At 61.3% G+C, this 13,558-nt stretch carries 13 protein-coding genes; 5 read left to right on the top strand and 8 right to left on the bottom strand.

What is annotated here, in order from left to right; genetic code table 11:
- The first annotated feature begins 87 nt into the window (after positions 1-87).
- Positions 88-975, top strand: a complete 888-nt coding sequence (locus PspS35_RS27385; protein ID WP_159937545.1) for an acyltransferase — start codon at positions 88-90, stop codon at positions 973-975.
- On the opposite strand, the gene PspS35_RS27390 is transcribed toward PspS35_RS27385, so the two are convergent.
- Positions 972-1,544: a DUF2780 domain-containing protein gene (locus tag PspS35_RS27390; protein WP_159937546.1), complete on the bottom strand. Its 573-nt coding sequence runs from the start codon at positions 1,542-1,544 to the stop codon at positions 972-974. The genes PspS35_RS27385 and PspS35_RS27390 overlap by 4 nt on opposite strands.
- 132 nt (positions 1,545-1,676) lie before the next feature.
- On the opposite strand from PspS35_RS27390, the gene PspS35_RS27395 reads away from it, so the two are divergent.
- The 4 genes from PspS35_RS27395 to PspS35_RS27410 all read left to right on the top strand — a co-directional run bounded on the left by PspS35_RS27395 (position 1,677) and on the right by PspS35_RS27410 (position 4,298).
- Positions 1,677-2,303, top strand: a complete 627-nt coding sequence (locus tag PspS35_RS27395; protein WP_159937547.1) for a sigma-70 family RNA polymerase sigma factor — start codon at positions 1,677-1,679, stop codon at positions 2,301-2,303.
- A complete protein-coding gene (locus tag PspS35_RS27400; RefSeq protein ID WP_159937548.1) occupies positions 2,300-2,977 on the top strand; it encodes an anti-sigma factor in 678 nt (225 codons plus the stop codon). Before PspS35_RS27395 ends, PspS35_RS27400 begins: the two co-directional genes overlap by 4 nt.
- Before the next feature lie 356 nt (positions 2,978-3,333).
- On the top strand, positions 3,334-3,765 hold the full coding sequence (locus tag PspS35_RS27405; protein WP_238785941.1) for a hypothetical protein: 432 nt from the start codon (positions 3,334-3,336) through the stop codon (positions 3,763-3,765).
- Between the two features lie 173 nt (positions 3,766-3,938).
- The gene (locus PspS35_RS27410; RefSeq protein WP_159937549.1) at positions 3,939-4,298 is read left to right on the top strand and encodes a hypothetical protein; all 360 of its coding nucleotides are present in this window, start codon (positions 3,939-3,941) and stop codon (positions 4,296-4,298) included.
- Between the two features lie 42 nt (positions 4,299-4,340).
- Here PspS35_RS27410 and fdhA read toward each other — a convergent pair whose 3' ends face one another.
- From fdhA to glyA, 7 genes are all read right to left on the bottom strand, one after another.
- Positions 4,341-5,540 (bottom strand): formaldehyde dehydrogenase, glutathione-independent, encoded by a 1,200-nt coding sequence (gene fdhA, locus PspS35_RS27415; RefSeq protein WP_005792122.1) that lies wholly within the window; start codon positions 5,538-5,540, stop codon positions 4,341-4,343.
- A gap of 377 nt (positions 5,541-5,917) precedes the next feature.
- Positions 5,918-6,775 carry a formyltetrahydrofolate deformylase gene (gene purU / locus PspS35_RS27420; protein WP_016977808.1) on the bottom strand — a complete coding sequence of 286 codons (858 nt, stop codon included), beginning with the start codon at positions 6,773-6,775 and terminating at the stop codon, positions 5,918-5,920.
- A 10-nt stretch (positions 6,776-6,785) separates the two neighbouring features.
- Positions 6,786-7,418, bottom strand: coding sequence for a sarcosine oxidase subunit gamma family protein (gene soxG, locus PspS35_RS27425; protein ID WP_159937550.1), 633 nt, complete (start codon positions 7,416-7,418; stop codon positions 6,786-6,788).
- A 112-nt stretch (positions 7,419-7,530) separates the two neighbouring features.
- Positions 7,531-10,548, bottom strand: coding sequence for a sarcosine oxidase subunit alpha (locus PspS35_RS27430; protein WP_159937551.1), 3,018 nt, complete (start codon positions 10,546-10,548; stop codon positions 7,531-7,533).
- Entirely contained in the window at positions 10,545-10,847 is a 303-nt protein-coding gene (locus tag PspS35_RS27435) for a sarcosine oxidase subunit delta (protein WP_159937552.1), read from the bottom strand. The genes PspS35_RS27430 and PspS35_RS27435 overlap by 4 nt, the downstream gene beginning before the upstream one ends.
- Before the next feature lie 15 nt (positions 10,848-10,862).
- Positions 10,863-12,113: a sarcosine oxidase subunit beta gene (locus tag PspS35_RS27440; protein ID WP_010207084.1), complete on the bottom strand. Its 1,251-nt coding sequence runs from the start codon at positions 12,111-12,113 to the stop codon at positions 10,863-10,865.
- Between the two features lie 22 nt (positions 12,114-12,135).
- Positions 12,136-13,389 (bottom strand): serine hydroxymethyltransferase, encoded by a 1,254-nt coding sequence (gene glyA, locus PspS35_RS27445; RefSeq protein ID WP_159937553.1) that lies wholly within the window; start codon positions 13,387-13,389, stop codon positions 12,136-12,138.
- Between the last annotated feature and the right edge of the window lie 169 nt (positions 13,390-13,558).

The raw sequence follows: 13,558 nt of genomic DNA on the forward strand, positions 1-13,558 counted from the left end.
GTGAAACATTCGTCCGGCGTTTTGCGATTTGGCCTCTAGACTCAGCTTGCTTATCATGGCCCGCCCACACGATCCCAAGAGTTGCTTATGCGCCGCCTGCTCACCGGCTGTCTGGTCACCCTGCTGCTGTTGCTCAATACGCTGATCCTGATCGGCCCGTTGCTGGTATTTGCCCTGCTCAAGCTGGTGGCACCGGGGCGCCTTCGCGACTACATGTCGTGGGCGGTGATGTGGATCGCCGAGACCTGGGCCGAGATCGACAAACTGATCTTCGCCCGCTGCATCCCGACCCAATGGGACATTCGCGGCGGTGACGACTTGCGCAGCGACACCTCGTACCTGGTCATCAGCAACCACCAGTCCTGGGTGGATATTCCGGCGCTGATCCAGGCGCTCAACCGGCGTACGCCGTTCTTCAAGTTCTTCCTGAAAAAAGAACTGATCTGGGTGCCCTTCCTGGGCCTGGCCTGGTGGGCGCTGGATTACCCGTTCATGAAGCGTTACACCAAGGCCTTTCTGGCCAAGCATCCGGAGCTGGCCGGCCAGGACTTGAAGATCACCCAACAGGCCTGCGAGCTGTTCAAGCGCCAGCCGGTGACGGTGGTCAATTACCTGGAAGGCACGCGGTTCAGCGAGGCCAAGCGCACGCAGCAGAATTCTCCCTTCACACGGTTGCTCAAGCCCAAAGCGGGCGGCGTGGCGTTTGTGCTGGCGGCGATGGGTGAACAGCTGGACGCGATCCTCGACGTCACGGTGGTCTATCCGCAGCAGAAGATTCCGGGGTTCTGGGACTTGATCAGCGGCGCGGTGCCGAAGGTGATCATCGACATCCGCACCCGAGCGCTGGATCCGGCGTTATGGCAGGGGGATTACGCGAACGACCCGGCGTTTCGCCAGACCGTCCAGCACTGGGTCAACCAGCTCTGGCAGGAGAAAGACACGCGCATCGAACAACTGCGCGCGGACGCTATTTAACTGCCGGTGCCCCAGGCCTGGGCCAGTTTGCCCAGCACCGAACTGCTGGCACCCTGGCCGCCCAGGTATTGCAGGATCACCGGGGCGAATTGGCCGATCATGCCACTGTCCATGCCCAGGGCGCTGAAGGCGGTATTGAGGTCGTTGGTGTCTTTCACGTTACCCAGCAGGCCGTCCAGGCCGCTGGTCTTGCTGCCGCCGGTCTGGCCGAGCATCCCGCTCAAGGCGCCGAGGCTGCCCAGGGCATTGTTGCCCGACAACTGATCCAGGCCGGGCACGCTGTTGCCCAGTTGCGAATAGTCATTGCCGCTCAGTTTGTTCTTGGCCAGGCCCAGCATGGCGCCGGTGCCGCCAACCGCTTGTTCGGGGGTGATGTTCAGTTGCGAGGTCAGCGCGCCGAGCAGGCTGGCCGTCTCGGACGACGGCGCGGCGGCAGCGGCTTTGTTGCTACCGCCTTGCATACCGGCAATGGCATTGGCCGCGTCGCCAAGGCTGAAACCTGCGGCAAATACCGGGGTGGCGGCCAGGCTCATCAGGCAGGAAAAGGCGAAACCGCGTGAAATCTTCATTGAAACAACCTCTGGCTATATAGGTGCAAAAGCAGGCGTTTGACTGGGCATTCCGGGGGATTGTTCCCACACCCGCATCCGAATCGCCCTGCCCTGCGTATAGGCTTGATACGCCGCCCGGAGCAAGATGGAATGAGCGCCCAAGCTGAACTAACCTCTGCCTACCGTGCGCAGTCCCGTCGCCCTCGAACGAGAGCCTGGAGAAGCCCTATTACGCTCACTGATGCTGACCCCTTGCGGCCCCTGCTGGCCCAATGCGCCTTGGGCAATCGCCAGGCGTTCGAAACGCTCTATCACCGTGTTTCGCCACGCCTGCACGGGGTCGCAATGCGCTTCATGGGCCGCCAGGACCTGGCCGAAGAGGTGCTGCAGGAAGCCTTCGTGCGCATCTGGTACAACGCCTCGCGCTACGAAGCCCACCTGGCGGCGCCGATGACCTGGATGATCAACATCACCCGCAACCTGGCCATCGACCAACTGCGTAAACGCCGCGAACAGCCTTTGGCCGACGGCCAACAGGACGCCCTGCTTGACGAAGGCCCCAGCGCCCACGACCTGCTCGACAGCGAACGCGAAGCCCGTGCGCTGAACCGCTGCCTCGATACCCTCGACGGCATGCAGCGTCAATCGATCACCGTGGCTTACTTCCAGGGCCTGTCGTGCTCGCAGTTGGCCGAACACTTGGCCGCGCCCCTGGGCTCAGTCAAATCCTGGATTCGCCGCGGCATGGAGCGCCTGCGCAGGTGCCTTGAATCATGAACTACCAAACCACCACCCTGCGCCGCGCCCTCGCCGCCGACTACGCCATCGGCCTGATGCCTGCCACCGCCCGTCGACGTTTTGATGCGCTTTTGCTGGACGATGCCGCGTTGCGTGTCGAACTGGGCCATTGGCAATCCGCCCTCGCCAGCCTTACCGGCGAGCTGCCCGAGTACCCGGTGCCGGCGCACGTTTGGGCAGGTATCCAGGCCCGCATCGAGCCCCAGGCCCTGCACATACCGGCGAAAAAACCGTTGTGGCTGAACCTGCGGCTGTGGGCGGCCGCCTTCGGGGTCGTCATCGCCGTGCTGGTGGGCGTGCTGTACCAGCGCGACCTGGGCGTGGAATACAACGCCACACTGGTCGCCGCCAACCAACAACCGGCGTTGCAGATAAAGGCGTTTGCCGACCACCTGCAAATCGAACCGTTGGCCTTGGCTGCGGTAGAGCCGACGCGTGATTTGGAACTGTGGTTCATCCCGCCCGGTGGCAAACCCATCTCACTGGGGCTGGTGCCGGCTGCCGGCAAGGGGCGAATCGAGTTGAGCAAGGAGCAACAAGCATTGTTGACCGCGCCGCTGACCTTGGCCGTAAGCCTGGAACCGCGCGGCGGTTCGCCGACCGGCCAACCGACGGGGCCGGTGCTGTATCAGGGCCAATTGGCATCACTGTAAGCTGAACAGGGCCAGGAACCCATCGCGCCTATCGAAGTCCATGACAAGTGTGAAAGCCCTGTCAGGAAAATCTCAATGAGCGCGAATCGCCCCACAGTGATTGAACAGAAGCCCCCATTCTGAAACCGTCCTCGCCTGTCGGTGTATCAAGGCGTACTGGCTAGTCGCTGACAGCGTCAAAACCTAGGTGGGAGGGGGCTTGCTCATGGCGGAGGTCAGCCGACGGCTGCAATCGTAGGCATGCGCCTGGACTTAAGTAGTCCATTTCCGAAACGTTAACACCGCCCCTGCATGCGTCTTACCTCGCTTGTAGCGCCTTCTTATAGTCGTGCGCCACAGTCCTGGAGGTGCACGCGATGCAGGGAGCCTATGCATTTATCAATGAACGGCCGCAGCCTTATCCGTTGCTCAAACTGAGCCTTTCGCTCAACCCAAATACCCAAACCAAGTTCGATACCCTCAACCAACACATTCGCAACACCGTAGTACTGCCTGGACATTTGGTCATTATCGGGGACAGCCGAACAGCTTCCTGTACCGCTGAAGAAGCTCGCTTGATGCAATCAGCCGCTAACGTCAAGCATGCGCTGTTGGCACACTCCGCCGCTGATCAATTTATGATCAAAAACTACGATCAATTGCAGACCATCATGTCCCATGCCTCTTTGGGCATCGGCAGTGTGAGCGGTGCTTGGAGCAAACACCTGACGCAGATAGAGCAGAGGCGTGTTCCACCGGGCGTGAGCAAGAATGTACACAAGCGAAATATGTTGAAGGATCCAAGTTAGCGCTTGGGCTCGGAGGAGCATCCTACGGCGCGTCTGCTGGCTTCTATATCGGCATGGGCGCCTGCATGATTATTTTTGGCATTCCTACAGCGGGCGGGTTCGTTGGGAGCAAGGTTGGCAGTACGTTAGGAGAGCACACGGGTGCACTCCTCTACCGGACGATGGAAAATTAAATGACTCTGGAATATATAGCCATGTGCGCGGGGGGCATCATGCTACTCAGTATCCCGCTGACCTTTTACGTCATGTTTGAGAAGCTCGATACAGCAGAACGCTATACGCAACATAGCTCCTTTATTGTTGGGTTCAGACATACCTGCCGTTTTCTTCCGTTTGAAGGAAGACAATCACGCCTATTCGCCATGGCCACCGTCATTCTTATCCCGATAATCATTGAAAGGAGGGGAATGGTACTTGTCGAGGACGTTGAAAAAATCCCAAAAACCCTCAAGCACTGGATGGTCATACCCGCACTCATCGCACTTACGTCATTTACAACTATGGTAATAAGTTCGTACTTTGCTTACTTCTAGCTGCAAAAAAAGGCGTCAATGACGCCTTTTTTAACCTGATATTTACGCCGCACTAAACAACTTATGCGGATCAATCACAAACTTCTTCGGCACGCCCGCATCGAACTCGCCGTACCCACGTGGCGCATCATCCAGGCTGATCACCTGCACGCCAACGATTTCAGCAATGTTGATCCGGTCCCACATGATCGCCTGCATCAATTGGCGGTTGTACTTCATCACCGGCGTTTGCCCGGTGTGGAAGCTGTGGGATTTAGCCCAGCCCAAACCAAAGCGGATGCTCAGGCTGCCCATTTTCGCAGCAGCGTCGACGGCACCCGGATCTTCGGTGACGTACAGGCCAGGAATACCGATCTTGCCGGCTACGCGCACTACGCCCATCAGCGAGTTGAGTACGGTGGCCGGGGCTTCGGCCTTGACGCCGTCGTGGCCGTGGCCGCGTGCTTCAAAGCCTACGCAGTCAACCGCGCAGTCCACTTCGGGTTCGCCAAGCAGGGCGGCGATTTGTTCGTGCAGTGGGGTGTCGGTAGACAGGTCGACGATTTCAAAACCCTGGGCCTTGGCGTGGGCCAGGCGGATGGAGTTGACGTCGCCAATGATCACCACCGCCGCGCCCAGCAGGCGTGCGGAGGCGGCAGCGGCCAGGCCGACCGGGCCGGCGCCGGCGATGTACACGGTGCTGCCTGGGCCAACGCCGGCAGTGACGGCGCCGTGGTAGCCCGTGGGGAGAATGTCGGAGAGGCAGGTCAGGTCGCGGATTTTTTCCATGGCCTTGTCGCGGTCCGGCAGTTTCAGCAAGTTGAAGTCGGCGTACGGCACCAGCACGTACTCGGCCTGGCCGCCGGTCCAGTCGCCCATGTCGACGTAGCCATAGGCACCGCCGGCACGGGCCGGGTTGACGGTCAGGCACACGCCGGTGTGCTGCTCTTTGCAGGAGCGGCAGCGGCCGCAGGCGACGTTGAAGGGGACGGACACCAGGTCGCCGATCTTCAGGTTTTCGACATCGCTGCCCTTCTCGATCACTTCACCGGTGATCTCGTGACCGAGCACCAGGCCGGTCTGGGCAGTGGTGCGGCCACGCACCATGTGTTGGTCGGAGCCGCAGATGTTGGTGGAGACCACGCGCAGGATGACGCCGTGCTCAATCTTCCTGCCACGGGGGTCCTGCATTTTGGGATAGTCGATTTTCTGTACTTCGACCTTGCCGTTGCCGAGATACACGACACCACGATTACCAGACATGCTTTCACCTCGCTGTTGTTTTTATGGAACTGCGCTGCCCTTTTGGGTGGGCAGCGCGTTTAAGTGCTCGGGTACAGATGCTGTTTCTTGTGTTGTTTTTTGGGGCCTCATCGGGGCATAGCTATCTACACAACTCTTAAAGGCTGACACATCACTCTGTGGTGAGCGGGCTTGCCCCGCGCTGGGCTGCGCAGCAGCCCCAATAAGGTCACCGCAGAGTGCCAGAATCAGTCGAGGTGAACGTTTTAGGGGCCGCTTCGCAGCCCAGCGCGGGGCAAGCCCGCTCACCACAGAAGCCTGATTGCCATAGATTCCGTATTCACTGGAAGTTGTGTAGATACCCATGCTCATCGGGGGCAAGCCCCCGATGGCGTCAGTCAGAGCACCACCGTCCTATTGGCATTCAAGAACACCCGCCGCTCAATGTGATACCCAACGGCCCGCGCCAACGTGAGTCCTTCAATATCCCGCCCCTTGGCAATCAAGTCCTCGGGATAGTGGCTGTGATCCACCACTTCCACGCCTTGGGCGATGATCGGGCCTTCGTCCAGGTCGTTGTTGATGTAATGCGCCGTGGCACCGACCAGCTTCACGCCCTTGTTGTACGCCTGGTGGTAAGGCTTGGCACCCTTGAACCCCGGCAACAACGAGTGATGAATATTGATGGCCTTGCCGTCCAGCTTGCGGCACAGCTCCGGCGACAGCACTTGCATGTAGCGCGCAAGGATCACCAGTTCGGCGCCAGTGTCTTCCACCACCTGCCACACTTGACGCTCCTGGGACGGTTTGTCGTTAGGGTCGAGGGGGAAATGGTAGTAGGGAATTTGATGCCAGTCGGCCAAAGGTTTGAGATCGGGGTGGTTGGACACCACCGCGACCACGTCCATCGACAGCTGGCCGATGCGCTGGCGGTACAACAGGTCGTTGAGGCAGTGATCGGCCTTGGAGACCATGATCACCACTTTTGGCCGGTAGTTCGGCGCCGTCAGCTCGAAGATCATGCCAAAGGCTTCACCGCGAGTGGCCAGGCCATCGCGAAAACCCTGCTCGTCGAAGCCGTCGGGTTGACGGAATTCCACCCGAATAAAAAATCGGCCCGAGAGGCGATCATCGAACGAATGGTGTTCGGTGACGTAGCAACCCTGCTCGAACAGGTAGCGGGTTACCGCGTCCACCGTGCCGAGCACGCTGGGGCAGTCGGCGGTCAAAATCCATGTATCAGGGGCGCGGCTCATGGGCTCTTCCTCAGGCTTGAACGCTCAGGCCGAACTCGGCCGAGGCGTCCTGCAACCACAACCACCAGTAGTCCGAGAAGCTGCGGCGGATCAGCAGTTCCCAGGTGTCTTGTGCCGTGTGGCGGATCACCAGTTGCGACTTGGCGAACACCGTGCCCACCGCCTTGCCCACCGGGAAGTTGTCGGGGTGCACGTCGTAGCTGGTGGACTTCATCAGCACGTCGCGCACGTTCGGGCCGCTCAGTTCGAGAATCTGCTGGCCGCCGCTGACGTTGACGATCTGGATATGCAGGTCGCCAAGGGCAGCACGCAGGTTCTGTTCGGCAGCGAATTCTTCACCGCTTGGCACGATGAGCAACCACTCATCCGGGCCAAGCCATTGCAGGCTGGTTTCGCCTTTGACGATGACTTGCAGAGCGCCGGGCAACTCGATGCCCAGGGCCTTGTGCACGCCGGCGGCGAAGGCCGCGTCATGCCCATCGCCACGAATAGTCAGGTGGCCGAGGAGTTTCTTTTCACGCACGGTCACGCCGGCGTTCTTGCGGCCCTTGCCGACCAGGCTGGCGAGGTCGGCATGGTGCAGCGACGACTCGGCCTTGGCCCCGGTGGTTGGGCGTTGTTGGTAAACATTGGCTGCTGTCATAAAGCACCTGTTCTGAATGCTGTGGTGTCTGTTCTGGCCTCATCGGGGGCAAGCCCCCTCCCACAGGGGAATGTGGGAGCTGGCTTGCCTGCGATGCAGGCGACTGGGTCTATCAGATGTTCTGGCGATCGCCTTTCGGGTCAAAGAACACCGAAGACACAATCTGCGCCTCAATCACGCTGCCATCCGCCTGCGGTGAGAACACCCGCTCGCCAATGCGCTTCAAGCCGCCCTTCACCACGCCCATGGCAAACGAATAACCCAGGGAGTTGTGCGCATAACTTGAGGTCACGTGACCGACCATCTTCATCGGGATCGACTGCTTCGGATCGAACACCAACTGCGCGCCTTCCGGCAGCCACACGTTTGGATCGATTGGCTTCAAGCCCACCAATTGCTTGCGCTCTTCACGCACGCAGTCTTCACGGTTCATGCCGCGCCAGCCGATCCACGAGAACGGTTTGGTGCGGCCAACGCACCAACCCATGTTCAGGTCGTCCGGGGTCATCGAACCGTCGGTGTCTTGGCCGACGATGATGAAGCCCTTCTCGGCCCGCAGGACGTGCATGGTCTCGGTGCCGTACGGGGTCAGGTTGTACTTTTTGCCGGCCTCGACGATTTTTTCCAGCACGCCCATGGCGTAGTCGGCCTGCACGTTGACTTCGTACGACAGCTCACCGGTAAACGAGATACGGAACACTCGCGCCGGTACGCCGCCGACCAAGCCTTCTTTCCAGGTCATGAACGGGAAGCCGTCCTTGTCCAGGTCGATGTCGGTCACTTCCGCCAGCAGCTTGCGGCTGTTGGGGCCGGACAGGGTCATGGTCGCCCAGTGGTCGGTGACCGAGGTGAAGTACACCTTGAGGTCCGGCCATTCGGTCTGTTGGTAGATTTCCAGCCACTGCAACACGCGAGCCGCACCGCCGGTGGTGGTGGTCATCAGGAAGTGGTTGTCGGCGATGCAGGCGGTCACGCCGTCATCGAAGACCATGCCGTCTTCCTTGCACATCAGGCCGTAGCGCGCCTTGCCCACGTCGAGCTTGGTCCAGGCGTTGCTGTAGATGCGGTTGAGGAACTCGCGGGCATCCGGGCCTTGAATGTCGATCTTGCCGAGGGTGGACGCATCCAGCAGGCCGACGCTGTCGCGCACGGCCAGGCATTCGCGTTTGACCGCAGCGTGCAGGTCTTCACCGTTGCGCGGGAAGTACCACGGGCGTTTCCACTGGCCGACGTCTTCAAACTCGGCGCCGTTCTTCACGTGCCAGGCTTGCAGCGCGGTGTAGCGCACCGGTTCGAAGATGTGCCCACAGTGCCGGCCCGCGACCGCGCCGAAAGTCACCGGCGTGTAGTTGGGACGGAACATGGTGGTGCCCATCTGCGGGATGGTTACGTTCAGGGAGCGGGCGGCAATGGCCAGGCCGTTGACGTTACCCAGCTTGCCCTGGTCGGTGCCAAAGCCCAGCGCGGTATAGCGTTTGACGTGCTCGACCGACTCGAAACCTTCGCGGGTGGCGAGTTCGATGGCGGCAGCAGTGACGTCGTTTTGCAGGTCGACGAATTGCTTCGGCGCCCGGGCGGTCGGCTTGTCGTGCGGCACCTGGTAGATCGCCAGGGTCGGCTCTTCAAGACGGCTCAAGGCTTTTGGCAACGTGCCTTCCACCGGGGCAAAACCGGCTTCGCTGGCGGCGCGTACGCCGCCTTCAAAACCGTCGGCCAGGGAGTCGCCGAGGCCGTAGACGCCATTGATGCCACCGACGCACACACGTTTCTGTGGGGCTTCGCCCGGTACAAAACCGAGGATGTCTTCACGCCAGGTCGGCTTGCCGCCCAGGTGCGAGGCCAAGTGGACCACCGGGCTGTAGCCGCCGGAGCTGGCCACCAGGTCGCAGTCCAGCCATTCGCCGGGGCTGCTGACTTTATGCGCTGTGACGTCAATCGCGGCGATACGCGCAGCGGTCACGCGCTTGGTGCCACGGGCTTCGACCACGGCGCTGCCGGTGAGGATACGGATGCCTTTGGCACGGGCTTCTTCCACCAGCGCGCCGCGTGGGTTGTGGCGCACATCGGCCACGGCGATCACTTGCAGACCGGCGTCGAGCCAGTCCAGGGCAACGCGGTAGGCATGGTCGTTGTTGGTCGACAGCACCAGCTTCTTGCCCGGTGCCACGCCATAACGGCGCACGTAGGTGGAAACTGCGCCGGCCAGCATGTTGCCCGGCACGTCGTTGTTGCCGTACACCAACGGACGTTCGCACGCACCAGTGGCCAGCACCACGCGCTTGGCGCGTACGCGGTGGATACGCTGACGCACCACGCCGATCGGCGCACGGTCACCCAGGTGATCGGTGAGGCGCTCGTGAATGGTCAGAAAGTTATGGTCGTGGTAGCCGTTGACGGTGGCGCGGGGCAGCAGCACCACGTCCGGCAGGGCTTTCAATTCGGCGATGACGCTGGCAACCCATTCGGCGGCCGGTTTGCCGTCGAGGCTTTCGCGGGAATCAAGCAAGGACCCGCCGAACTCTTCCTGCTCGTCGGCGATGATCACACGGGCACCGCTGCGCGCAGCCGCCAATGCAGCGGCCAGGCCAGCAGGGCCGGCGCCCACGATCAGCACGTCGCAGTGACGGTTGAAGTTGTCGTAGGTGTCCGGATCGTTCTCGGTCGGCGAGCGGCCAAGACCTGCGGCCTTACGGATGTACTTCTCGTACGTCATCCAGAACGATTGCGGGTACATGAAGGTTTTGTAGTAGAAACCCGGCGGCATCAGCTTGCCGCCGACCTTGCCGAGAATGCCCATTACGTCGGTGTTGACGTTCGGCCAGCCGTTGGTGCTGGTGGCGACCAACCCTTGGTACAGCGCTTGTTGCGTGGCGCGCACGTTGGGGATCTGGGTGGCTTCGGTGGCGCCGATCTGCAGCACCGCGTTCGGCTCTTCGGCGCCTGCAGCAAAGATGCCGCGAGGGCGCGAGTATTTGAAGCTGCGGCCGATGATGTCGACGCCGTTGGCCAGCAGGGCGGCGGCCAGGGTGTCGCCTTCAAAGCCTTTGTAGCTCTGGCCGTTGAAGCTGAAGGTCAGGACTTTGTTACGGTCGATCCGGCCACCGTTGGACAGGCGATTGATCTGGCTCATACCTTCTCTCCAGCGGCCTTGGCGGTGAATTGCGGCTTCTCGCCGATCTTGTAGGTTTCAAGAATTTCGTAGGTGACGGTGTCGCGGGTGGCGTTGAAGTACTGACGGCAACCGGCGGCATGGATCCACAGTTCGTGGTGCAGCCCACGTGGGTTGTCGCGAAAGAACATGTAGTCGCCCCACTGCTCGTCGGTGCAGGTATTCGGGTCCAGCGGGCGCGGGATGTGCGCTTGGCCGGACGCGTGGAATTCCTCTTCGGAGCGCAGTTCGCCACAGTGAGGACAGAAGATATGCAACATAGGAAATTTCTCCTGTTAGTGGGCGACAGCCGCAGCGCCGTGTTCGTCGATCAACGCACCGTTGTGGAAACGGTCGATGGAGAAAGGGGCGGCCAACGGGTGCATTTCACCCTTGGCGAGGCTTGCGGCAAATACGTTGCCTGAGCCTGGCGTGGCCTTGAAGCCACCGGTGCCCCAACCGCAGTTGAAGAACATGTTCGGCACCGGGGTCTTGGAGATGATCGGGCACGCGTCCGGCGTGGTGTCGACGATGCCGCCCCACTGACGGTTCATGCGCACGCGGGACAGCACCGGGAACATCTCGACGATGGCCTGGATGGTGTGTTCGATCACCGGGTACGAACCACGCTGGCCGTAGCCGTTGTAGCCGTCGATACCCGCGCCGATCACCAGGTCGCCCTTGTCGGACTGGCTGATGTAACCGTGCACGGCGTTGGACATGATCACGCTGTCGATGATCGGCTTGATCGGCTCCGACACCAACGCTTGCAGCGGGTGGGATTCGATGGGCAGGCGGAAGCCCGCCAGCGAAGCCATATGGCCGGAGTTACCCGCCGTGACTACACCGACGCGCTTGGCGCCGATAAAGCCCTTGTTGGTTTCCACGCCGATGCACACGCCGTTTTCCTTGCGAAAACCGATCACTTCGGTCTGCTGGATCAGGTCCACGCCCAGTGCGTCGGCAGCACGGGCAAAGCCCCAGGCCACGGCATCGTGACGGGCCACGCCGCCGCGCCGTTGCACGGTGGCGCCGAGGACCGGGTAGCGGGTGTTCTTGGAGCAATCGAGGTACGGAATCTCGTCGGCCACTTGCTTGGCATTGAGCAGCTCGCCGTCCACGCCGTTGAGGCGGTTGGCGCTGACGCGGCGCTCGGAATCACGGATGTCCTGCAGGGTGTGGCACAGGTTGTACACGCCACGCTGGGAGAACATCACGTTGTAGTTCAGGTCCTGGGACAGGCCTTCCCACAGTTTCATCGCGTGTTCGTACAGGTGCGCCGACTCGTCCCACAGGTAGTTGGACCGCACGATGGTGGTGTTGCGCGCGGTGTTACCGCCGCCCAGCCAGCCTTTCTCGACCACGGCCACGTTGGTGATGCCGTGTTCTTTGGCCAGGTAATAAGCGGTCGCCAGACCATGCCCGCCGCCGCCGACGATGACCACGTCGTAGACCTTTTTCGGGGTCGGCGTGCGCCACATCTTCTGCCAGTTTTCGTGATGGCTGAGGGAGTGCTTGAAGAGGCCGAAGCCCGAGTAGCGTTGCATAGTCATTACTCCAAAACCGCGCTCAGCGATAAACCGGGAAATCAGCGCACAGGGCAGACACGTGCTTGGCCACGTTGGCCTCGACATCGGCGTCGCCGAGGTTGTCGAGGATGTCGCAGATCCAGCCAGCCAACTCGACACACTGCGCCACTTTGAAACCACGCGTGGTCACCGCCGGGGTGCCGATGCGCAGGCCCGAGGTCACGAACGGCGACTGCGGGTCATTGGGCACGGCGTTCTTGTTGACGGTGATGTGTGCGCGACCCAGGGCGGCGTCTGCCTCTTTGCCGGTCAGGCCCTGACGGATCAGGCTGACCAGGAACAGGTGGTTATCGGTGCCGCCGGACACGACATCGTAGCCGCGCTGGATAAACACGCCGGCCATCGCCTGGGCGTTGTCGATCACTTGTTGCTGGTAGGCCTTGAAGCCAGGCTCAGCGGCTTCCTTGAAGCACACGGCCTTGCCGGCGATGACGTGCATCAGCGGGCCGCCCTGGGCGCCAGGGAATACGGCGGCGTTGAGTTTCTTCTCGATGGCTTCGTTGGCCTTGGCCAGGATCAAGCCGCCACGTGGACCGCGCAGGGTCTTGTGGGTGGTGGTGGTGACCACGTCGGCGTACGGCAGCGGGTTCGGGTACAGGCCAGCGGCGACCAGGCCGGCCACGTGGGCCATGTCGACGAACAGCAGCGCGCCGACTTTGTCGGCAATGGCACGAAAGCGCGGGAAATCCAGGGTCTTGGAGTAGGCGGAGAAACCGGCCACGATCATTTTCGGCTGGCACTCGACAGCCAGGCGCTCGACTTCGTCGTAGTCGATCAGGCCCGTGTCGGTGTTGATGCCGTACTGCACCGCGTTGTACAGCTTGCCCGAGGACGACACTTTGGCGCCGTGGGTCAAGTGACCGCCGTGGGCCAGGCTCATGCCCAGGATGGTGTCGCCAGCATTGATCAGCGCCAGGTACACAGCGCTGTTGGCGGACGAACCGGAATGCGGCTGCACGTTGGCGTAATCGGCGCCGAACAGTTGCTTGGCGCGTTCGATGGCCAGCGCTTCAACCTTGTCCACGTGCTCGCAGCCACCGTAGTAGCGCTTGCCTGGGTAGCCTTCGGCGTATTTGTTGGTGAGGCCGCTGCCTTGCGCTTCCATCACACGCTTGCTGGTGTAGTTCTCTGACGCGATCAGCTCGATATGATCTTCCTGACGCTGCTCCTCGGCATTCATCGCCGCCAACAGTGCATCGTCATAACCCTGGATCTGGTCTTTCTTGCTGAACATCGCGTCTCTCCCAGCCTTTCGTATTGTTGAGGCCCGTGCAGGGCCCTTTGATGCGATGGTAGGGCTGGCGCTGGCAGATCAAATGCCTACGCACGCCACGCAAAGGTGCGTTTACGACATTGCCGGAACAACACGGAATAAATGTGGGAGGGGGCCTGCCCCCGATGAC

It is taken from the genome of Pseudomonas sp. S35, assembly GCF_009866765.1.
Classification (GTDB): Bacteria; Pseudomonadota; Gammaproteobacteria; order Pseudomonadales; family Pseudomonadaceae; genus Aquipseudomonas.